Here is a 23320-nt window from a genome sequence, read left to right as displayed (position 1 = left end):
CTCTACGATTACGCTTTTCGCTATTTAATCAAGATACTTTTGTAGCGTTCAAGATTCTTTAATGCGATTCCTGTTCCGCGTACAACCGCTCTTAATGGGTCTTCTGCTATATATACGGGTAAATCTGTTTTTTGAGATAACCTACGGTCTAATCCTCTTAACATAGAACCACCACCTGCTAAATAAATACCTGTATTATAGATATCTGCAGCAAGTTCTGGAGGTGTTTGTGATAAGGTTTCCATTACGGCATCTTCAACACGTAGAATAGACTTATCTAAAGCTTTAGCAATTTCTCTATAAGAGATTTGTACTTGCTTAGGCTTACCGGTTAATAAATCTCTACCTTGAACAGACATTTCGTCTGGAGGTGTTTGTAAATCTTCTGTAGCAGAACCTATGGTTATTTTTATATTCTCTGCAGTACTTTCTCCAACATAAAGGTTGTGCTGTGTACGCATGTAATAGATAATGTCATTTGTAAATACATCACCCGCAATTTTTACCGATTTATCACATACAATACCTCCTAAGGCTATAACTGCAATTTCAGTAGTACCACCACCTATATCTACAATCATGTTACCTTTTGGTTGCATAATATCTAGTCCGATACCGATAGCCGCGGCCATAGGTTCGTGTATTAAGTAAACTTCTTTACCGTTAACACGCTCTGCAGATTCTTTTACAGCACGCATTTCTACTTCGGTAATTCCAGAAGGAATACAAATAACCAATCGTAATGCTGGTGGAAACCATTTCTTCTTTAATGCAGGGATATTCTTTATGAACATCATTAACATTTTTTCAGAAGCATCAAAATCGGCAATTACACCATCTTTTAGTGGACGTATTGTTTTGATGTTTTCATGGGTTTTTCCTTGCATCATATTGGCTTCTTTACCAACGGCAATTATTTTTCCACTAATTCTATCTCTGGCTACGATAGAAGGGCTATCAACAACAACTTTGTCGTTATGTATTATAAGAGTATTAGCTGTACCTAAGTCAATAGCTATTTCCTCTGTCAAGAAATCAAAAAATCCCATTTCTATTTATTTGGTTGTGGACTAAATGTAAGTTTTATCGACGAAAGTAACAAAATTAATGTTTAAAATGACGTGTACCGGTCATTACCATAGAAATTCCGTTAGAATTACAATAATCTACACTTAATTCGTCTTTAATTGATCCTCCAGGTTGAATGACACTTGAAATTCCGCTATTGCCTGCTATTTCTACACAATCTGGGAAAGGGAAAAATGCATCACTCGCCATAACAGCGCCTTTTAAATCAAAATTGAAAGTGTTTGCTTTATGTATTGCTTGGTTAAGGGCGTCAACTCTAGACGTTTGACCCGTACCGCTAGCAAATAATTGTTTGTTTTTAGCAAGAACGATGGTGTTAGATTTTGTATGCTTACATAATTTAGAAGCAAATATTAAATCTTCAACCTCTTCTGCTGTAGGTGCTACTTTTGTTGCTGTTTTTAAATCGGCCTTAGCGTCAGAGATAAAATCTTTATCTTGAACTAATACGCCATTTAAACAAGTGCGAACTAAAGTTTGTGGAAGCGCTACATTATTTTGTACTAAAATAATTCTGTTTTTCTTTCCTTTTAAAATTTCTAAAGCATCTGCAGCATAGCTTGGAGCAATAACTACTTCGCAGAATAATTTATGAATTTCTTCAGCGGTAGCTTTATCAATTTCTGTATTGCTAATTAAAACACCTCCAAAGGCAGAAACAGGATCTCCTGCTAATGCATCAACATAGGCTTGGTGCAAGGTGCTTCTGGATGCTAGACCACAGGCATTATTATGTTTTAAAATAGCAAATGTAGGTTCATCATCCTTAAACTCTCCCATTAAATTTACCGCAGCATCAACATCTAAAAGGTTGTTGTAGGATAATTCTTTTCCGTGAAGCTTGTTAAACATAGCTTCAAAATCTCCAAAGAAAAAGCCTTTTTGGTGTGGGTTCTCTCCGTAGCGTAAAACCTGACCTTTGGTTTCGCTAATTTTTAAAACAGTTTCTTGATGGTCTTTATTGAAGTAATTAAATATAGCCGTATCATAATGAGAAGAAACATTGAATGATTTTGCTGCAAAACGCTTACGATCTTCCAATGTTGTTGTTCCATCATTAGCCGAAACCAGTTCTAAAACTTCAGCGTAATCTTCCATAGAAGAAACACAAAGTACATCTTTGAAATTTTTGGCTGCTGCACGAATTAATGAAATACCACCAATATCAATCTTTTCAATAATATCTTGCTCAGATGCACCGCTAGCTACTGTTTTTTCAAAAGGATACAAATCAACAATAACAATGTCTATTTGAGGAATATCAAACTCTGTTAATTGTTTTTGATCATTTTCATTATCCTGACGGTTTAAAATACCACCAAATACTTTTGGGTGTAATGTTTTTACACGACCACCTAAAATAGAAGGGTAGCTTGTAACATCTTCCACAGGAACTACATCTATACCTAAATCACGAACAAATTTTTCTGTACCACCAGTAGAATATATGGTGATGCCCAGTTCTTGAAATTTTTTAACAATTGGCTCTAAGCCATCTTTGTGAAATACTGAAATTAATGCTGATGTAGCTTTTTTGGTGGTGCTCATTTTTGTGTGCTTATGATTAATATCTTAAGCACACAAAAGTAATTTTTTTGAAGTTAAAAAAGCACCGATCTTATCAACAAAAAATATAAAGTTTTAAAGAATTTTTGCAACTTCAGCATTTATGAACTCTAAAAAGCGCTCATCTTCTGCTGTGAAAGGATCTGGAGTGTTAGAATCGATGTCTATTTGACCAATATTTTCACCGTTTACAAACAATGGGACTACAATTTCTGCTTTTACAGTTATACTGCATGCAATATAATTGTCTTGTGCTTTTACATCTGGCACCACAAAGTTTTCGTTACTCACTGCAACTTGGCCGCAAATACCTTTTCCAAAAGGGATAATGATATGATCTGTTGGTGCACCTGCATATGGGCCTAACTTTAATTCATTTTTGTCTCCATTTTTAAAATAGAATCCTACCCAGTCATAATGAGGTATATTCTCTTTAAGTAAATCGCAAATTTGCTGTAATTGTGTATCCGTATTAGCGTCAGAATTGCTAGTAATAGATAGGATTTGTTCTTTTAGCGTGTCAAACATCTTTTATCTGTTGATTTTTTGCTTCAAAAGTCGAATATTTTATTCAAAAATGACAAAACAAATACAATAAATATTCGTTAATCTTTATAGGTATTTAGGCGTAGCGAATGAATATTTTGTAATTTTGTGGGAATGAAAAAAGGACTTTTCAATATAGTTGCTGTAACCATGGCGTTCTTGCTGTTGGCTTCTACGATTTCGTGGAAGGTAGAGAAACATTATTGTTTAGGTCATCTTATGGATATTGCTCTATTTACTTCCGCACAAGATTGTGGTATGGAGATGGTTTCCCATTCTGATGAGAGTGGTGAGCATGTTGAAGATTCAAATTCTTGTTGCAATGATGAAACAATCATAACCGAAGGCCAAGATAATTTAGTAGTTCAAACTAATGATTTTGATTTAGCGCAGCAGTATTTCGTAATTGCTTACGCTTATTCTTATTTTAATTTATTTGGCAATAGATTTGAAGAGAAACCTTCTTTTCATCACTATCCACCGCCAATTATCGTCAAAGATATACACGTACTAGACGAGGTTTATTTAATTTGATTTTTTATTTATAGTGGACTGCATGCCGTTGTATCTTGTTTTTAGAACTAGATTTTCTGTATGCTATTTAGTTCTTTCCAGTTTTGGGTTTGACACTGAATATTTTTTTACTTAAATAATTTTTTAAATTTAATTTTCAAATGAATACATATATAAAACTACTAATTGCAGTACTGTTGCCTTTTGCGGCGCTTTCTCAGGATAAAGTAGAAGGAATGGTGGTTGATGGCGGTGCTATTAATGCTACTTTAGGCTTACCAGGGGCAAATGTGTACTGGATGAATTCTCAAATAGGTGTGGTGACCGATTTTGATGGAAATTTCTCAATTCCCTATGATGCACAGTACCATAAGTTGATCATTAGTTATGTGGGTTTTGAATCCGATACCTTAACTGTAGATCAACCAAGAAAAATTAAACATACATTAAATCCATCAAACGCTCTTAATGAGGTGGTGGTAAACCAAAAGCGAGATGCGGTGCAGAAAGCCTACTTTAGTTCGCAGAATGTCGTAACTATAAATAGTGCAGAACTGCTAAAAGCAGCATGTTGCAATTTATCAGAAAGTTTTGAAACCAATCCTGCTATAGACGTCAACTTCTCAGATGCATTAACGGGTACAAAGCAAATTCAAATGCTGGGGCTTACCAGTCCTTATTTATTAATTACCCAAGAGAATATTCCTATGGTGCGTGGGGCGTCTCAGGCATACGGTTTAACATTTACACCTGGTACTTGGGTAGAAAGTATTCAAATTACGAAAGGTGCGGGGAGTGTTGTAAACGGTTATGAAAGTATTTCTGGGCAAATTAATACAGAGCTTGTAAAGCCACTTACGGATAATGCTGTTTTTGTAAATGGCTATGCCAACCAAAATGGGCGCTATGAATTAAACACGCATTTGAATAAGAAGTTAACCGAAAAATGGAGTACAGGATTGTATATTCATGGTAATAAACGTACGCAGAAAGAAGATAATAATGGTGATGGGTTCTTAGACGCTCCTTTGGCAAATCAAATAAATGTGATGAACCGTTGGCAATACCAAGATCCGGAGAATGGATGGGTGAGTTTTTTAAATGTGCGTTTTTTGAATGATGAAAAACAAGTAGGGCAACTTAATTTTAATCCAGATACGGATAGGGTAGACCAGAAATTTACTGCCGCTAACCTGTTGGGAGCCCCTGTGTTAAACGGAACTGAAATATGGGGAAGTGAGATTAATACCCGCCGCTTTGATACGTCTTTAAAGTTAGGCTATGTTTTCCCTGAATTACCTTTTCAAAGTGTAGGTTTTCAAACTTCGTATAGTTTGCATAAACAAGATTCGTATTTTGGACTTAATACGTATGATATTACGCATGAAAGTATATACACGAATCTGCTGTTTAATTCTATTATAGGTGATACCAAAAACAAATTTAAAACTGGAGTTACCTTTGCCTATGACGGCTATGATGAAATGGTGCTTACAGATGATTATTCTAGAGTAGATACCTCTATAGGGGCATTTTTTGAATTTAATTATGATAATTTAGATAATGTAAATCTTACTGCGGGTCTGCGGGTAGATAACCACAACCGATTAGGGACTTTTGTAACTCCGCGATTGCATGTGAGATATACCCCTTGGGAGAAAGGGAGTTTACGAGGCTCTTTTGGTAGAGGTAAACGTGCTGCAAATATTTTTGCCGAAAATCAACAACTTTTTGCTTCTTCAAGAACCATAAATATTACAAATGCCGGTGGAGATATATATGGTCTAGACCCTGAAGATGCCTGGAATTATGGCGTAAGCTTCTTGCAAGGGTTTACTTTTTTAGACCGCCCAGGAAATGTGAGTGTAGATTTTTATAAAACCGATTTTAAGAATCAGATTGTGGTAGATTGGGAAAATCCTCGTGAGATTTCTTTTTATAATTTAGACGGTAAAAGTAGTGCAAGTAGTTTTCAAGTAGAAGTGAATCATGAGATACTTCCTAAGCTGGAGCTCAGAACAGCCTATAAATATTATGATGTGAATACAGATTATACAGCTGGTAATTTGCAAAAACCATTACAAGCGCAACATAGATATTTTGCTAACTTAGGGTATACAACAGAAGTAAAGGAAAATGGTGCACAGTGGCGCTTTGATTATACGGTTCATGCTTTGGGAAAACAACGATTACCAGATACTTCATCTAATGAGGAGGCGTATCAATTAGGAGCCTATGCAGATCCTTATAGCCTAATGAATGGACAGATTACCAGGGTATTTTCAAATACTTTTGAACTCTATGTAGGCGGGGAAAATTTAACAAATCACACGCAGGATAATCCTGTTTTGGGAGCGGATAATCCGTTTGGCTCAAATTTTGATACTAGTATTGTATATGCGCCGATTATGGGACGCATGTTTTATGCTGGATTTCGATTTAAACTTTAAAATACTATTATATACTAATACCTATTACTATGAAAAAAATAATTTTAACAGCAATTGTGGTTTTGATGGCTACTATTAGTTACGCTCAGGACAAGAACAAAAAAATGACTTTTGATGTCAATGGAAAATGTGGTATGTGTAAAGAGCGCATTGAAAAAGCTGCACTTGGCGTAAAAGGCGTGAAGTTTGCTACTTGGGACATTCCATCGCATCAATTATCTGTGATTATGGATGAGAATAAAACAGATGCTATGAAGATAAAAACGGCAATAGTGGCTGTTGGTCATGATACTAAGGAGTTAAAGGCTACTGAAGAAGCATACAATAGCGTACATCCTTGTTGTTTGTATCGCGATGATAATTCTGATGACTCTGGTCATCATTAAAAAAATACAGTATCTAATACGGGTTAAATGCTTTAAACTAAAAACGCTCCAATTTTCATTGGAGCGTTTTTTATTTACTTGTAGTGGTTTATTACTACATCATTCCTGGCATACCGCCACCCATTGGTGGGCCTGCAGGAGCTTCTTCTTTAATATCGATTAAAGCACACTCGGTAGTTAAGATCATACCAGCAACAGATGCAGCATTTTCTAATGCAACTCTAGTTACTTTCTTAGGATCAATAATACCAGCTTTCATCATATCTGTGTAAACTTCAGCTTTTGCATCGTAACCAAAGTCACCTTTGCCTTCTAATACTTTAGAAACAACAACAGAGCCTTCGCCACCCGCATTTTCAACGATTGTACGTAATGGAGCTTCAATGGCTCTAGCTACAATTTGCATTCCTGTTTCTTCGTCAGCATTTTCAGCTTTTAATTTAGAAAGAACAGCTTTTGCGCGAACAAGAGCAACACCACCACCGGCAACGATACCTTCTTCAACAGCAGCTCTAGTCGCATGCAATGCATCATCAACTCTGTCTTTTTTCTCTTTCATTTCTACTTCAGAAGCAGCACCAACATAAAGAACAGCAACACCACCAGAAAGTTTAGCTAAACGTTCTTGTAATTTTTCTTTGTCGTAATCAGAAGTTGTAGACTCAATTTGAGCTTTAATTTGATTTACTCTTCCTTTAATATCTTTAGCAACACCAGCACCGTTAACGATCGTTGTGTTGTCTTTATCAATAGATATTTTTTCACAAGTACCTAATAAATCTAATGAAGCGTTTTCAAGAGAGAAACCTCTTTCTTCAGAGATTACTGTACCACCAGTTAAGATAGCGATATCTTCAAGCATTGCTTTTCTTCTGTCTCCAAAACCTGGAGCTTTTACAGCAGCAATTTTTAAAGAACCTCTTAATTTGTTAACTACTAAAGTGGCTAATGCTTCTCCATCAACATCTTCTGCAATAATTAAAAGAGGTTTTCCTGATTGAGCAACCGGCTCTAAAACAGGAAGAATATCTTTCATAGAAGAAATTTTCTTGTCAAAAAGTAAAATGTAAGGATTCTCTAATTCAGAAACCATTTTTTCTGAATCGGTAACGAAGTAAGGAGAAAGGTATCCTCTGTCGAACTGCATTCCTTCAACAACATCAACATAAGTATCAGTTCCTTTAGCTTCTTCAACAGTAATAACCCCTTCTTTACCAACTTTTCCAAAAGCTTTAGCGATTAACTCACCAATAGTTTCGTCATTGTTAGCAGAAATTGAAGCTACTTGTTTTATTTTATCAGAAGAATCACCTACTTTTTTTGCTTGCTTAGCTAGGTCTTCTACGATAGCTTCAACAGCCTTGTCAATCCCTCTTTTTAAATCCATTGGATTAGCGCCGGCAGCAACGTTTTTTAATCCTTCTTTTACGATAGCTTGCGCTAAAACTGTAGCGGTAGTAGTACCATCACCAGCTAAATCGTTGGTTTTAGAAGCAACTTCTTTAACCATTTGAGCACCCATGTTTTCAAGTGGATCTGCTAATTCTATTTCTTTAGCTACGGTAACACCATCTTTAGTAACTGCAGGAGCACCAAAAGATTTACTGATAATTACGTTTCTACCTTTAGGTCCTAAAGTTACTTTTACTGCATTTGCAAGTGCATCAACGCCTCTTTTTAGTCCGTCACGTGCATCTATATCAAACTTTATATCTTTTGCCATTTTTGAATTTTGTTTTAAGTCGTTCTCAGCATACGCCGAGAATTTGTTTAATTAATCGTATAATTTAATTTAGTAGATTTCCGGATTAAGGGAAATAAAAAAAGTAATTTATATAATTGCTAAAATGTCGCTTTCACGCATCATTAAAAAGTCAGTACCTTCTAATTTAAGCTCAGTACCTGCATATTTACCATAAAGAACAGTGTCACCAACTTTAACAGTAACAAGCTCGTCTTTAGTTCCAGGACCAACTGCAACAACTTTTCCTTTTTGAGGTTTTTCTTTTGCAGTATCCGGAATATAAAGTCCAGAAGCAGTTTTTGTTTCAGCTGCCATTGGTTCAATAAGCACTCTATCTGCCAATGGTTTAATATTAACTTTAGCCATATGATTAAATTTTATTAAATTAATTTTATTTTATCCATCTATTAATGGCAGAAATTATGCCATTGCTAAATACCTGACATATTGTAAAATAAAAATGCCAGCTTGTCATCCAAGCTGGCATTTTTTAATATGTATTGTCGTATTGTTTATTCTGAATCAGGAGTAGAAATAGGATCTGGTAATGTATCAGGAACCGTATTTTCTATCTCACCACCTTGTAAAAGTTTAGAGTCTGTTGCTGCATAATTCTCTTTCAAAGAAATGTTTGATAAAAGAATTAATACGATAAGTAAAGTTGCAAGAGTCCAAGTACTTTTATCTAAAAAGTCTCCAGTCTTTTTAACTCCACCAACTACTTGGCTACCACCACCTCCTAAAGTAGAAGATAATCCTCCGCCTTTTGGGTTTTGTACCATTATAACCAGCATCAATAAAAGACTCACAATGATTATAAGGATTAAGAATATTGTAAACGTGCTCATTTATTTTCTTTTTGTATTTTTTGTACTAATTTTATTTGGTTTGCAAAGAAACTACTTTTTTCTGGATATTTCAAACTTAAAATTTTGTAAGCTTGAATCGCTTTTTTAAACTTTTTTTGTTCTAGATATACTTTGGCTAAAGTTGCTGTCATTAACTCTGTGGTATCAATCTTTACAGGGTCATTGATAGGCACGGGAATTGCATTTTTTTCTTTAGGTACAATCTTAGGATTCTTTTCAATAAATTGATCTATTAAATCAAATTTCTTCTTTCTAGAAGCTTTTTTAATCCCAGTTTTTGGCTGTTCTTTTAATGATTTTGGTACTTCTTCTTTCTTGGTAAGGATTTTTTGGCTTCTATCAATAGGTTTTTTAGAAGCTAATTGCATCCATTCTGTAAAAGAATACTTTTCTTTCTTTGTAAAAGGGAGTGGCTCACCAATCGTTAGTTCCTCCTCTTTTTTTTTAGCATCCGCAATCGCTATGTCTATTTTAGGATCTTTAGAAGCAAATAATGCAGGGTCTAATATTTGTTCTGCATCTTTCGTGTTTTGAGGAAGTGCTTTGTCTTCTACGGTTTCGTCTAATAAAGGTTTCTTTACGGCCTCAGGAGTAATCGTTTCAAATTCAATTTCTTTTTCTTCGATCGGAGTTTGTCTCCCGGAAATACTATCTGCAATGCCGTTCTGTAAGAACTCTTTAGAAGTGATAAAATCAAATAAAACCTCACGATCTGTAGTATACGCTGCAGTAGTTTTTAGTGCACTATTGTATTTAAAACTATTGAGGTTTTTGAGGCCTTTTAATTGCAATGCGCGCGCAGCTTGAAAATAAGGAAACTCCTCTAGAATATCATCCAACTGATTCGTCTGCACGGGTGAGACCAATTTTTCTGGATGTTGCAAAAGATATGTAAAGTCTGATACATTCATAGGCTTACCAATCTGCTAATGATGCGTTGAAAATATCTTGAGTGATACGCTCAAAAATCTCCTCTAAAGCGGTTGATTTTATAGAGCTATAACTCGTGGTTGCCCCGTAATCATAGAAGAAAGAGAAGCGTTGATCAAAATCTACGTCTTCTTTTTTATTATTGAAAAACCTAACAGTTACGGTCATCGTTAGTCTGTTTTGTGCAGAGGTCTGATTTGCAGTTGCAGTCATTGGAGTAATTCTGTATTCTGTAATCTCTCCTTCATACACCAGGTCACCGCCGGAAGAAACTAAATCTAGACTGGTTTGGTTCAAGATTAAATCTTGTAAATCTCTAGTGAAATCACGATCTAAACCTGGTTCAAAGGTAGACCCTGGACTCTGAGCAGCATAGTTTTGAAATAATCGTACTTCAAAGGTTTTTGCCTCGCCAACATCACCCCCTGTAAAGTTGTAAATACCACATCCATTTAAGCTAAGAGCTGTAAATAGTATTGCAATTAAGTAGCTTATTTTTTTCAATTTATTTTAATTAAGGTTTAATTTTTTATAGGTCCTATTACAGATCATATTGTTTGATCTTACGGTATAAAGTACGCTCAGAAATGCCCAGTTCTGCTGCGGCAGCTTTTCTTTTGCCTTTATTTCGTTCCAGAGATTTGGTAATTAATTCAATCTCTTTTTCCTGTAAAGATAGGGTTTCTTCTACTTCAATTTCTTCCGCAAAGTGGTATTTGTCCTCTACGATAGGTTTAGTATAGTTGCTCTCTGTTTGCGGTTCGGGAAGGTGAAGCATTTCATTCTCTTCTTCTGTTTCATTAGAAAAATCATCATCGTCATGATTTCCATATATTTTACGGATGAGGTTTTCATTATCTTTCTGTACCTCTTCGCTATCATTATTTTTAAGTAGCTCTAAGGTTAATTTTTTAAGATCATTCAGATCGGCCTTCATGTCAAATAATACTTTGTAGAGTATTTCTCGTTCATTACTAAAATCGCCATCTTTTTTCTGTTTGTCTACGATAGCAGGAAGATTAGAGCCTCCAAAATTGGGCAAGTAGCCATTTAAGGTGGCAGCAGAAATACTTCTGTTCTCTTCTAATACAGAGGTTTGTTCTGCAATATTTCGCAATTGACGGATGTTACCTGGCCAGCGGTATTTTAGCAAAAGCTCTACCGCATTATCTTCTAAGCGGATGGTAGGCATTTTATATTTCTGCCCAAAATCTGATGCAAACTTTCTAAAAAGTAAGTGTATGTCTTCTTTGCGTTCTCTAAGTGGCGGCAGTGCAATTTCTACCGTACTTAGGCGGTAATATAAATCTTCACGGAATTTTTCTTTTTTTATGGCATCAAACATATGAACGTTTGTAGCGGCCACAATTCGCACATTTGTTTTTTGAACTTGCGAAGACCCTACTTTTAAAAATTCACCATTTTCTAGCACACGAAGTAAGCGCACTTGGGTAGTTAAAGGAAGTTCTCCAACTTCATCCAGGAAAATTGTTCCGCCATCGGCAACTTCAAAATACCCGCTTCGCGTAGCTGTTGCTCCTGTAAATGCACCTTTTTCATGTCCAAAAAGTTCACTGTCAATAGTTCCTTCTGGGATTGCTCCGCAGTTAACAGCAATATATTTTGCGTGTTTTCTGTGGGAGAGTGAATGTATAATTTTAGGAATAGCTTCTTTACCAACACCACTTTCACCGGTAACTAATACAGAAATATCTGTAGGGGCAACTTGTATTGCTTTTTCTATAGCACGATTAAGTTTTAAATCGTTACCAATGATTTCAAATCGTTGTTTTGTTGCTTGTACTGATTCCATTTTAAAATCTTAATTATCTGCTAGTTCAATAGCCTCGCCAAGTAATGTAGCAGAGGTACAATCGGTTATTTTTACGCGTACTAAATCGCCTATATTATAATTTCCTTTAGCAAAAATTACTACGGCATTTTGAGAATTTCTTCCCATCCAATCTTGGTCCGATTTTTTTGAGGAACCTTCAATTAAAACTTCTTCAATTTTACCTAGATGTTGTCTGGTTTTTATATGTCCGTTTTCTCTTTGAACGGCAATAATTTCTGCAAGACGTCTCTTTTTTACTTCCTCAGGAACATCATCTTCTAATTTACGTGCAGCCATGGTTCCAGGGCGTTCTGAGTAAGAATACATGTATCCAAAATCATATTGTACCCGTTTTAAAACATCAAGGGTGGCTTGGTGGTCTTCTTCTGTCTCCGTAGGGAAGCCAGAAATCATATCTTGTGAGATAGCACAATCGGGTAAAATTCTTCTAATATTATCAATGAGCGCTATATATTCCTCGATGGTATGTAAACGATTCATTTCTTTAAGAATACGATTACTACCACTTTGTACCGGTAAATGAATATGGTTACAAATATTCTTATGTTTTGCTACAGTTTCAATAACATCAAGCGTCATATCTTGAGGATTTGAAGTAGAAAAGCGAATTCGCATTTTTGGAAATTTTTTCGCTACCATATCTAAAAGGGCAGAAAAATTTACAGCCGTTGCTTTTTGCATGTCTGTTGCTTTTTCAAACTCTTTTTTTAAGCCGCCACCATACCATAAGTAGCTATCTACGTTTTGTCCTAAAAGTGTAATCTCTTTAAAGTTTTTATCATGAAGGTCTTGAATCTCTTTTAAGATAGATTGTGGTTCTCTGCTTCGTTCACGTCCGCGAGTAAAAGGTACTACGCAAAAAGTACACATATTATCACATCCTCTCGTGATAGATACAAATGCGCTTACCCCATTACTTTGTAAACGAACAGGGCTAATGTCTCCGTAAGTTTCTTCTTTTGATAAAATTACGTTTACGGCATCTCTACCTTCATCAATCTCTTGGATTAAATTAGGTAGGTCTTTGTAGGCATCTGGACCTACAACCATATCTACGATTTTTTCTTCTTCAAGAAATTTACTCTTTAAACGCTCTGCCATACACCCTAAAACACCCACTTTCATATGGGGTCGTGTTTTTTTTACAGCATTGAATTTTTCCAAACGCTTACGAACGGTAAGCTCTGCTTTTTCTCGAATAGAACAGGTATTCACTAAAACAAGATCTGCTTCTTCTAAAATTTGAGTAGTATCAAATCCTTCTTTAGAAAGAATTGAAGCAACAACCTCGCTGTCAGAAAAATTCATGGCGCACCCGTAACTTTCAATATAAAGTTTGCGGGTATTTCCAGTAATTTTATCAAGAGCAATAGATTGTCCTTGGTTTTCTTCATTAATAATTTTCTCCATGTACTATGATAATCAACAGAATATTTTTCTTAGGATTGCAAAGATAAGATTTTTAAGAGTGTTCTGTCAAATTGGCAGTTAAAAATTAGTGAAATTTGTGATCTGGATTTATTTTATGAAATTTAACCTCTCAATAGAATTGCGCTATTTAAAATGAAAGAAGAAGGAAATCAATCGAATAAAAAAAGATGGCCCACTAAGGCTGTTATGGCTCAGATTTATGAAGAACATTTATGGGGAGGTCAAGAGTTTGATTTTTATTCTGGTGAAGGTTCTCATGATAAAGCGATAATTACACCTTATATAAAGGAGGTGTCTGCGTTTTTAAATTCTTTTGAAAGTCCGCTTATAGTTTGTGATGTAGGTTGTGGCGATTTTAATATTGGAAAGCAGCTATTAGCCTATACCCAAAAATATATTGCAATAGATATTGTTCCTGCTTTGATAGAACGGAATAAGAAAAAATTTAAGGATGACAAACTAAGCTTTTTATGTGTAGATATCTGTAAAGAAGATCTGCCTGTGGCCGATTGTATTTTTGTAAGGCAAGTATTGCAGCATCTTTCAAATGCAGAAATCCAATCTTTTTTATCCAAGCTTAAAAGCTATAAATACGTGGTGCTTACAGAACATGTTCCGCAGGGCAATTTTGTGCCAAATAGAGATATGGTAACCAGTATGGGGAACCGTGTTAAGAAAAATAGCGGTGTAGTAATTTCGGAGCACCCGTTTAACTTTAAGGCTTTGACTTCCTATGAGTTGGTGCAGGTTGTTTTGAAAGATGCTAGTAGCATCCAGACAGTGGTATACCAAAATTTTTAATTTTTTTCGCAACCATTATAGTAATTGAGTATCTATCTGGTAACCAACTCATAAAATGAGAACCTCATGAAAACAACTTTGAAAATAGTACTTTTTATAGTAGCCATTGGATTTATAGCCTGTGATGATAAAGAAGATGATAAATATGCGGATTATCTTGTGGCAAAGCCTTTGACTATTTCTAAAGAAGAATTTAAAACGGGAGTAGCAATTTTGCCGCCGAAGTTTATAGAAGAATCTGGGAAAATCTATACCTATGAAAATTATATTTTTATCAATGATAAATACCAAGGCGTTCATGTAATTGATAATAAAAATCCTGAGGCACCAGAGAAAATTGCTTACATAAAAATTCCTGGTAATGTTGATATTTCTGTTAAGGGTAACTATTTGTTTGCAGATAGTTTAACAGACTTGGTGGTTCTTGATATTTCTAATATCACTGCTATTAAAGAAGTAAATAGATTGGAAGGAGTTTTAGGGAGTTCTATTATTTGGCCTATGGCCGATTTTTATGAATATGATGACGTAGATTCTGAAAATGAGATGGTAATAGGATGGGAAACAGTATCGGAACCTAGACTAATATCAGAATATGAAGCACGTTTTGTGGGTGATATTATGTTAGATGCGGTAACCAATAGTGCTTCGGTAGGTCAAGGAGGCTCTTTAGCACGTTTTAAAATTGTAGAAGACTATTTATATGCCGTAGATAGTCATACTATCAATGTTTTTGATATTGTTAATTTAGAAAGTCCTAAAATGCTAGAAAGTGTTTTCGCAGGTTTTGATATTGAAACAATTTTTAATCGCGGAGACTACTTATTTCTAGGCAGTAGGAGTGGAATGTACATCTACGATATTTCTTCGCCAAGTGTACCGCAATTTGTTTCAGAATTTCAACATGGTACCGCCTGTGATCCTGTGGTGGTAGATGATAAGTACGCCTATGTGACCCTGCGTGGAGGTAATTCTTGTGGAGCAACAGAAAGCGGATTGTTTGTTATCGATATTCAAGATATTGAAAATCCAACACTTTTAAAATCTTATGAGATGGAAGAACCGTATGGTTTGGGTCTAAAAGATAATTTACTATTTGTGTGTGATGGAAAAGCCGGATTAAAGGTATATGATAAAACAGATGTTGAAAATTTAGGAATGCTAAATCATTTTAAAGACATTGTTACTTTTGATGTTATTCCGTTGGAAAATAGCCTTTTAATGGTTGGTGATGATGTATTGTATCAATACCAATATCAAGAAACTTCGGTAACTTTACTAAGTACGTTTTCTTTGCGATAAATTTTAGGAGTAGGTGCTTTACTGTGGTTCTAGATAGACGATTTTTAAGTGGTTTTTTAGTTCCTGAAAAATGCTAATTATCACCTATATACTAAGGATAGCAGATAAAATAAAAAAATTGGTATACTTTTGTAATACCAAAAACTAGTCAATGGCAAAGAATTTAGTAATCGTAGAGTCTCCTGCAAAAGCAAAAACAATAGAGAAATTTTTAGGAAAAGACTTCCAGGTAGAATCCAGTTTTGGTCATATAGCAGATTTACCTTCTAAAGAATTAGGGGTAGATGTCGAAAATGATTTTGAAGCAAAGTATATTGTGAGTAAAGATAAATCTGCGTTAGTAAAAAAGCTAAGAGATTTATCAAAGAAAGCAGAAACTATATGGTTAGCGAGTGATGAGGATCGAGAGGGAGAAGCAATCTCTTGGCACTTAGAACAAGAATTAAAATTAGATAAAAGTAAAACCAAACGAATTGTTTTTAACAGTATTACAAAATCTGCAATACAAAAAGCAATAGAAAACCCAAGAGAGATTAATTATGATCTTGTAAATGCACAACAGGCAAGAAGGGTTTTAGATAGATTAGTAGGGTATGAGTTATCTCCGGTTCTTTGGAAGAAAATAAAACCAGGTCTTTCTGCAGGTAGAGTACAATCTGTTGCCGTACGTTTAATCGTAGAGCGCGAAAGAGATATTGAAGGATTTACTCCAGAGGCAGCATTTAAAATTACAGCGCAGTTTAAAACCAATGAAGGCAGTATTTTTTCGGCCAAACTGAATAAAACATTTGCAACAAAAAAAGAAGCAGAAGCTTTTCTATCAGAAAACATGAATGCTACCTTTGCTGTAGCAAGCTTGGATAAAAAACCTGCAAAAAAATCTCCTGCAGCACCTTTTACTACATCAACCTTACAGCAAGAAGCTTCACGTAAATTATATTTTTCAGTAGGACGAACAATGCAAGTAGCGCAACGTCTGTACGAAGCGGGTTTAATAACCTACATGAGAACAGATAGTGTAAACTTATCTAAAGAGGCTTTAGATGCAGCTAAAGAAGCTATTGTAGAAAATTACGGAAAAGAGTATAGTAATACTCGTAATTATAAAGGAAAAAGTAAAGGAGCACAAGAGGCGCATGAGGCTATTAGGCCTACAGATATGAAACTTCAGAATGTTTCATTAGAGCGCGATCAAGAGAAATTATATGAACTTATCTGGAAACGTACCCTTGCTTCACAAATGAGTGATGCGCAGTTGGAGCGTACCAATGTTAAGATTAGTTGTTCTGGACATAATCAAGAGTTTACAGCAAACGGAGAGGTGATCAAATTTGATGGTTTCCTTAAAGTATATATGGAAGATGTAGATGATGAAGATGTTGCTGAAGATCAAGAAGGAATGCTTCCTGCCATGAAAAAAGGTGAAGCATTGATAAATAATTACATTACGGCTACAGAGCGTTTTAGTAGACCTCCATACCGTTTTACGGAAGCGTCACTAGTAAAGAAATTAGAAGAATTAGGTATTGGTAGACCATCTACATATGCACCTACAATTTCTACAGTTCAGAATAGAGGTTATGTGGAAAAAGGAACTATTGAAGGGGTAGAGCGTAAGTATGTGCAGTTAGTTCTTGAAAACAATGCTGTAGCGACCAACAATCTAACCGAAAACGTAGGATCTGATAAAGGAAAACTAGTGCCCACTGATATTGGGATGATTGTGACCGACTTTTTGGTTAGTCATTTCTCTGGTATTATGGAATATAATTTTACGGCTAAAGTAGAAGAAGATTTTGATGAAATAGCAGAAGGAAAAGAAGATTGGAAAAAAGTGATGAAGAACTTTTATAAAGATTTTCATCCTAAAGTAATAGATGTAGAAGAAAATGCAGATCGGGCTAGTGGAGAACGTATTTTAGGAAAAGATCCAAAATCTGGCAGACAAGTACTGGTACGTTTAGGTCGTTTTGGGCCTATGGTGCAAATAGGTTCTTCGGAAGAGGAAGAGAAACCTGTTTTTGCAAGTTTATTGCCAGAGCAATCTTTGAATACCATAACGTTCGAGGAGGCCATGGAGCTTTTTACTTTACCAAGAGCATTGGGAGAGTATAAAGGAGAAGAAGTTTTAGCAAATGTTGGAAGATTTGGTCCTTACGTTAAATTCGGAGATAAATTTATTTCATTAGAAAAAGGAGAAAGTGCTTTTGATGTGGTCTTTGATAGAGCGGTTGAGCTCATTAAAGCTAAGGAATTGGCAGATGCGCCAATTGCTCATTATGAAGATAAAGAAGTTACAAAAGGAACTGGCCGTTTTGGTCCATTTATTAAATGGGACGGCATGTTTATCAACGTGAATAAGAAATACGATTTTGATAATCTGTCAAATGATGATATTATTGAACTTATCGAAACCAAAAAACAAAAAGAGATTGATAAGGTTATTCACGATTGGAAAGAAGAAGGTATTCGTGTAGAAAAAGCACGTTGGGGTAGACACAATGTAATAAAAGGAAAGATTAAAGTAGAATTGTCAAAAGAAGTTGATGCTACAAAAATTACATTGAAAGAAGCTCAGGCAATGATTGAGAAGAAAACGCCTAAGAAGAAAGCCAAAGCAGCACCAAAGAAAAAAGCTGCGCCTAAGAAAAAGGCAAAATAAAACTACACTACTAATTTTTAGATACACCTTCTTGATGCGTATTTTTTTGCGACAATTCAAGAAGGTGTATTATATTTGAGTCAATAAGTTTATAGTAATCCTCAAAACATTCAATTTTTAATGGCATTTGATTTTTTAGTTCCTGTTGATGATAAATTAATAGCACATTGCGAATTACTTCCGGCGCAAGCATTAGGGAATAAAATTCATAAGCATACACAACGTAAAGGCTTGCCTGTATTGGCTAATGCTTCCTTTGCTGTTATTGGTGTAAATGAATCCAGAAATGCATTTGAGAAGAAAACAGAAACTTTAGACCTGTTTGAGGTACGCCGTCAGCTTTATAAGTTAATGATGGGGAACTGGAGTAATACCATCGTAGATTTAGGAGATATTAATGAAGGAGAAGCGGTTACAGATACTTATTTTGTTGTAAAAGAAATAGTAGCAGAGCTTATTGAAGAGGATGTGGTGGCTATTATTATAGGCGCAACACAGGACATAACTTACCCCTCGTATAGAGCTTTTGATGGCTTGCGTAGTATGGTAAATTTGGTGTCTGTAGATAGTCGATTTGATTTTGGTGATGCAGATGAACTTATTTCTTCGCATTCGTATTTAAGTAAGATTATTACAGACAAGCCTAATAATCTTTTTAATTTTTCTAATGTTGGCTATCAGAGTTATTTCTGTGCTCAAGAAGAAATAGATTTAATGGAGCATCTTTTCTTTGATGCGTATCGTTTGGGAGAAATTTCAGCTAACATTACCTTGGCAGAGCCTATATTACGTAATGCTAATATTGTAAGCATAGATTTACGGTCTATTAAAGCGAGTGAAATTTCTATGTCAGAGAATTTTTCACCTAATGGATTTAATGGAAAAGAAATTTGTGCGATTGCTCGTTACGCGGGAATTAGTGATAAAGTAAATGTTTTCGGGATTTATGAAGGAGAAAATACACCCCAGTCTTTTCAGTTAACAGCGCAAATTATTTGGTATTTTATAGAGGGGCATAATTATAGGGTAAAAGAATCTCCTTTTGTGAAAAGTGAGGACTTTACCAAGTTTATAGTACCTACAGATGATGAGGATTTAATATTTCATAAAAGTAATCTTACCAACAGATGGTGGGTAGAGGTGCCAACTATTTTATCTTCACATAATAAATCAAATATACCTGCGTTATTATCTTGCATGGAACAGGACTATTTTGATGCTTGCAATCAAATTATTCCAGAACGATGGTTTAAAGCTTATAAAAAGGGCTTTAATTAAAATAAAAAAAGTAAAGGATAATACAATTGACACAATATTTTAATCAAAACGTAGTTTTAGAGAATAATAAAAGTGTTTTTAAATTACAGTCTTAATCGAAATTTAACCTAAGTATGAAGAAGCTATTGTTATCATCTATAGCGTTTGTTGTTTTACTCAGCAGTTGCGGATCTAAAACAAAAGGAGAACTAGTTGGAGTCCAAGGAAAAAAATGGTATCCAGAAAAGCCTCATGGTATGGAATTGATCCCCCAGGGATCCTATATTATGGGTAAAAGTGAAGAAGATCAGGCTAAAGTTCTCAACGCGCCAACCAAAACAGTTACTGTACGCTCTTTCTATATGGACGACACAGAAATTACGAACAGTGAATACCGACAATTTGTAGAGTGGGTGCGAGATTCTATCGTAAGAACCAAGCTGGCCATCCTAGCAGATGAATTAGGTTTAGGTCCAGATGATGGAGGAATTGGTGACTATGCATTTAAAGATGCGGATACCACTAAATTATCATCTTATGACAAGTATATGCTTGATAACTACTCAGGAATGGGTGATACCGGATATGAAGGTAGAGGGTTAAACCTTGATCAAGATTTAGTTTGGGATACTTCGGAGTATCCAGATGAATATTATGTTGAAGTAATGGATAAATTATATATTTCTGAAGAAGAAGCTTATAATGGACAACGTACTATAGACGTAACACAATTAAAATACAAGTATTCTTGGATGGATATTGAGGCAGCTGCTCGTGCTAAAGGTAAGGGTAGTAGAAAAGACTTCATTAAACAAGAAGAATTAGAAATATACCCAGATACAACGGTTTGGATTCGAGATTTTGAATACTCTTATAATGAACCAATGCATAATGATTATTTCTGGCATGACGCTTACAGTGAGTATCCTGTAGTTGGTGTGAGTTGGAAACAAGCAAAAGCATTTTGTAACTGGAGAACTAAGCTTAAGAATGATGATCAAAAATCTAAAGGAGCTCAGTTTGTAAATCAATTTAGATTACCAACAGAGGCAGAATGGGAATATGCAGCAAGAGGTGGTATTGAAAGTGGAACATACCCTTGGGGTGGACCATATGTGATAAGTGACACCGGTTGCTTTATGGCAAACTTTAAACCACAACGTGGAGATTATGCCGCAGATACAGCATTATATACTGTAGAAGCAAAATCTTTTGAGCCAAATGATTATAACTTATATAATATGGCTGGTAACGTTTCTGAATGGACAGATTCTAGTTATGATCCTAACTCTTACGAGTATGTTTCAACAATGAACCCGAATGCTGGTTCTGGACAAAATGCAAGAAAAGTTATCCGTGGAGGATCTTGGAAAGATGTTGCTTATTTCCTACAGGTAAGTACAAGAGATTACGAATATCAAGATTCAGCACGTAGTTATATTGGATTTAGAACCGTACAAGATTACATGGGCGTTGAAGAGAATAAGCCTTTAAATAAGTAATACAATAAATTTTACATAAAGTCGAATTAAATTAAACCAAATCGTTATTATTAACATTAACCTGAAATTAAATTAAAATTATGGCACAGTCAAAAGCAACAAAGAAATTATTTAACATGGCCTATGGGCTAGGAGCATCAATCGTAATTATCGGTGCATTATTCAAGATTTTACACTGGGAATTAGGACCATTAAATGGTGGTGTTCTTCTTGCAATTGGTCTTATTACAGAGGCACTTATTTTTGCTATTAGTGCATTTGAACCATTAGAAGACGAATATGATTGGTCTTTAGTATACCCAGAATTAGCTGGTGGTGAAGGTGTTGCAAGAGCTAACAGCGTTGCTGCAGAAGTACAAGAATCAGAAGCTTCATTATCTAAAAAATTAGATGATTTATTAAAAGAAGCTGGTGTAGATGCAAGCTTAATGGAAAGCTTAGGAACTAGCATTAGAAACTTTGAAGGTGCTGCAAAAGGTATCGCTCCTACAGTAGATGCAATGGAATCTACTCGTAAGTATTCTGATGAAATGGTACAAGCTGCTTCTCAAATGGAATCTTTAAACAGTCTATATAAAGTACAATTAGAAAGCGCTAGCAAACAAGCTTCAATTAATGAAGAAGTTGTTCAGAATTCTACAGCTTTAAAAGACCAAATGGCATCGTTATCTACAAACTTATCGTCTCTTAACGGAGTATACGGTGGTATGTTATCTGCAATGACAAGAAACTAATTAGTTTTAGTAATAATCAAACCCCAAAAATTAACTAAAATTTAATTAGAAAAACATGGCAGGAGGAAAACAGTCACCACGTCAGAAAATGGTTAACTTAATGTACTTAGTGTTCATTTGTATGTTAGCCCTGAATATGAGTAAAGAAGTTCTAGCGGCATTCGGTCTTATGAATGAGAAGATGGAAGTTTCTAACCAAAAAACTTCAGATAACAATTTAGCATTCTTAGATGGTCTTGAAACAAAGGCTTCCGAAGATGCAGCTAAATACGCTGAAGATTTCAAAAAAGCACAGACAGTACAAAAATTATCTCAAGAGTATTATGATTATTTAGAAGCTCTTAAGAAAGATATGACTGCTGGTGTTGAAGACCCAAAGGATTATCAAGTAATGGATAAGTCTGACTTTTTAGATCAAAAATTCTTCGCAGGAGATAATTTGGCAGAAGGCGGTAAAGAGTTCATGAAAAAAATCGAAGAGTACCGTTCTAAAGTTTCAGTATTAGTACCGGCTAAATTAAAATCATCTGTTATTGCTAGATTTGAAACTGGTGATGCTAATGGTAAAGTTGAAAAGAAAGATAAGACAAAGCAAGATTGGTTAAACTACCATTATGAAGGCTTTCCTTTAATTGCTTCTTTAACTAAAATTACAGCTTTACAAGCTGATATCAAGTCTACGGAAGAAGATGCTTTAAAATCGATGTTAGAAGGTAACTTAACAGATCAAGTTTCTTTAACAAACTTTAAAACTTCTCTTTTTGGATCTAAATCTGCTTTTTATTCTGGAGAAAAATATGATGGTAAAATTATCATTAGTAAAACAGATAACTCTTCTACACCTGTTAGAGCAGAATTAACTCTTGATGGTAAGAAGTTAACAGCAGATACAGATTACAAGCTTGAAGCTGGTGGTGTTAAAATGTTGATCAGTACTGGTAACCCAGGAGATCACGTAGTAGCAGGTACAATCTTCTTTATGCAAGATGGTACAGAAGTTCCTGTAGAAGTGAATAATTCATTCGCTACAATTTCTAAGCCAGGAGCTGCTTTAATTGCTGCTGACAAAATGAATGTAGTATATCGTGGTGTTGCTAACCCAATGTCTATATCTATACCAGGTATTCCTGATAATAAAGTAAGTGCTAATGCAGCAGGTTTATCTAAGCGTAGCGGTAGTAGTTATGTTATGAATCCTGGAACTGGAAGATCAGTTACTATTAGTGCATCTGGTAAATTACCTGACGGACAGGTAGTATCTTCTAAATCTGAATTCAGAATTAAAGATATTCCAAGACCTAATGGATCTATTAGAGGAGAAACTAACTCAGCTAAAATGCCAAGAACTAACTTAGAAATATCTACGGTTGGTGCATTATTAGAAGATTTCGATTTCGATTTAAATCTTGCTGTAAGTGGATTCAAATTTAAAGTTCCTGGGCAACCAACAGTGGTAGTTAGTGGTAACAAATTAAATGGTGCTGCTAAGTCTGCTTTGAAAAGAGCTGGTCGTGGAGATGCTGTTCAGATATTTGATATTGAAGCTTATATAACAAATAACAAGTCTTACAGGTTGAAAAAAGTATCACCAGTAGTGGTTGAACTTACAAACTAGTAATAAAATTTATTGAAAAGCGTTATAAGTTAATAAGAACGTAAATTCTAAACGACTTATAACGAATT

The 23320-nt window shown here is 35.1% G+C and carries 20 protein-coding genes; 10 read left to right on the top strand and 10 right to left on the bottom strand.

All coding sequences use genetic code 11. From position 1 onward, the window contains the following. Window positions 1-20: 20 nt before the first annotated feature. The 3 genes from M666_RS02370 to M666_RS02360 form a co-directional block, all read right to left on the bottom strand. The gene (locus M666_RS02370) at window positions 21-1049 is read right to left on the bottom strand and encodes a rod shape-determining protein (RefSeq protein ID WP_024478980.1); all 1029 of its coding nucleotides are present in this window, start codon (window positions 1047-1049) and stop codon (window positions 21-23) included. A 55-nt stretch (window positions 1050-1104) separates the two neighbouring features. Further along, the gene (purH, locus tag M666_RS02365; protein WP_024478979.1) at window positions 1105-2637 is read right to left on the bottom strand and encodes a bifunctional phosphoribosylaminoimidazolecarboxamide formyltransferase/IMP cyclohydrolase; all 1533 of its coding nucleotides are present in this window, start codon (window positions 2635-2637) and stop codon (window positions 1105-1107) included. Window positions 2638-2730: 93 nt separating this feature from the next. Further along, on the bottom strand, window positions 2731-3183 hold the full coding sequence (locus M666_RS02360) for an XrtF-associated fRMsr-like GAF protein (protein WP_029444938.1): 453 nt from the start codon (window positions 3181-3183) through the stop codon (window positions 2731-2733). A 132-nt stretch (window positions 3184-3315) separates the two neighbouring features. On the opposite strand from M666_RS02360, the gene M666_RS02355 reads away from it, so the two are divergent. From M666_RS02355 to M666_RS02345, 3 genes are all read left to right on the top strand, one after another. Then, window positions 3316-3735 carry an HYC_CC_PP family protein gene (locus M666_RS02355; protein ID WP_029444937.1) on the top strand — a complete coding sequence of 140 codons (420 nt, stop codon included), beginning with the start codon at window positions 3316-3318 and terminating at the stop codon, window positions 3733-3735. Window positions 3736-3875: 140 nt separating this feature from the next. After that, window positions 3876-6164, top strand: a complete 2289-nt coding sequence (locus tag M666_RS02350; protein WP_024478976.1) for a TonB-dependent receptor plug domain-containing protein — start codon at window positions 3876-3878, stop codon at window positions 6162-6164. 29 nt (window positions 6165-6193) lie between these two features. Next, on the top strand, window positions 6194-6550 hold the full coding sequence (locus M666_RS02345; RefSeq protein WP_024478975.1) for a heavy-metal-associated domain-containing protein: 357 nt from the start codon (window positions 6194-6196) through the stop codon (window positions 6548-6550). A 94-nt stretch (window positions 6551-6644) separates the two neighbouring features. Here M666_RS02345 and groL read toward each other — a convergent pair whose 3' ends face one another. From groL to miaB, 7 genes are all read right to left on the bottom strand, one after another. After that, on the bottom strand, window positions 6645-8273 hold the full coding sequence (gene groL / locus M666_RS02340; RefSeq protein WP_024478974.1) for a chaperonin GroEL: 1629 nt from the start codon (window positions 8271-8273) through the stop codon (window positions 6645-6647). Between the two features lie 108 nt (window positions 8274-8381). Then, complete coding sequence (locus M666_RS02335; protein ID WP_024478973.1) at window positions 8382-8660, bottom strand: co-chaperone GroES; 279 nt, start codon at window positions 8658-8660, stop codon at window positions 8382-8384. A 146-nt stretch (window positions 8661-8806) separates the two neighbouring features. Beyond that, window positions 8807-9142, bottom strand: coding sequence for a preprotein translocase subunit SecG (secG, locus tag M666_RS02330; protein WP_024478972.1), 336 nt, complete (start codon window positions 9140-9142; stop codon window positions 8807-8809). Next, complete coding sequence (locus M666_RS02325) at window positions 9139-10074, bottom strand: DUF8458 domain-containing protein (protein ID WP_024478971.1); 936 nt, start codon at window positions 10072-10074, stop codon at window positions 9139-9141. The genes secG and M666_RS02325 overlap by 4 nt, the downstream gene beginning before the upstream one ends. Window positions 10075-10078: 4 nt before the next feature. After that, window positions 10079-10597 carry an LptE family protein gene (locus tag M666_RS02320; RefSeq protein ID WP_024478970.1) on the bottom strand — a complete coding sequence of 173 codons (519 nt, stop codon included), beginning with the start codon at window positions 10595-10597 and terminating at the stop codon, window positions 10079-10081. A gap of 37 nt (window positions 10598-10634) precedes the next feature. Further along, window positions 10635-11906 (bottom strand): sigma-54 interaction domain-containing protein, encoded by a 1272-nt coding sequence (locus M666_RS02315; RefSeq protein WP_025613746.1) that lies wholly within the window; start codon window positions 11904-11906, stop codon window positions 10635-10637. A gap of 9 nt (window positions 11907-11915) precedes the next feature. Then, the gene (miaB, locus tag M666_RS02310; protein WP_024478968.1) at window positions 11916-13358 is read right to left on the bottom strand and encodes a tRNA (N6-isopentenyl adenosine(37)-C2)-methylthiotransferase MiaB; all 1443 of its coding nucleotides are present in this window, start codon (window positions 13356-13358) and stop codon (window positions 11916-11918) included. Window positions 13359-13511: 153 nt separating this feature from the next. On the opposite strand from miaB, the gene M666_RS02305 reads away from it, so the two are divergent. From M666_RS02305 to porM, 7 genes are all read left to right on the top strand, one after another. Beyond that, entirely contained in the window at window positions 13512-14180 is a 669-nt protein-coding gene (locus M666_RS02305; protein ID WP_029444936.1) for a class I SAM-dependent methyltransferase, read from the top strand. A 66-nt stretch (window positions 14181-14246) separates the two neighbouring features. Then, window positions 14247-15482 (top strand): LVIVD repeat-containing protein, encoded by a 1236-nt coding sequence (locus tag M666_RS02300; RefSeq protein WP_029444935.1) that lies wholly within the window; start codon window positions 14247-14249, stop codon window positions 15480-15482. 151 nt (window positions 15483-15633) lie between these two features. Then, the gene (topA, locus tag M666_RS02295; RefSeq protein ID WP_029444934.1) at window positions 15634-18144 is read left to right on the top strand and encodes a type I DNA topoisomerase; all 2511 of its coding nucleotides are present in this window, start codon (window positions 15634-15636) and stop codon (window positions 18142-18144) included. 120 nt (window positions 18145-18264) lie between these two features. Next, complete coding sequence (locus M666_RS02290; RefSeq protein WP_029444933.1) at window positions 18265-19422, top strand: formimidoylglutamase; 1158 nt, start codon at window positions 18265-18267, stop codon at window positions 19420-19422. 113 nt (window positions 19423-19535) lie between these two features. After that, window positions 19536-20903: a T9SS ring complex lipoprotein PorK/GldK gene (gene porK / locus M666_RS02285; RefSeq protein WP_024478963.1), complete on the top strand. Its 1368-nt coding sequence runs from the start codon at window positions 19536-19538 to the stop codon at window positions 20901-20903. A gap of 80 nt (window positions 20904-20983) precedes the next feature. After that, a complete protein-coding gene (gene porL, locus M666_RS02280; RefSeq protein WP_024478962.1) occupies window positions 20984-21637 on the top strand; it encodes a type IX secretion system motor protein PorL/GldL in 654 nt (217 codons plus the stop codon). Window positions 21638-21692: 55 nt separating this feature from the next. Next, the gene (gene porM / locus M666_RS02275) at window positions 21693-23252 is read left to right on the top strand and encodes a type IX secretion system motor protein PorM/GldM (RefSeq protein WP_029444932.1); all 1560 of its coding nucleotides are present in this window, start codon (window positions 21693-21695) and stop codon (window positions 23250-23252) included. The last annotated feature ends 68 nt before the right edge of the window (window positions 23253-23320 follow it).

This window comes from Cellulophaga baltica 18, from assembly GCF_000468615.2.
Lineage (GTDB): Bacteria > Bacteroidota > Bacteroidia > Flavobacteriales > Flavobacteriaceae > Cellulophaga > Cellulophaga baltica.
This window is presented reverse-complemented; position numbering and strand designations above follow the sequence as displayed.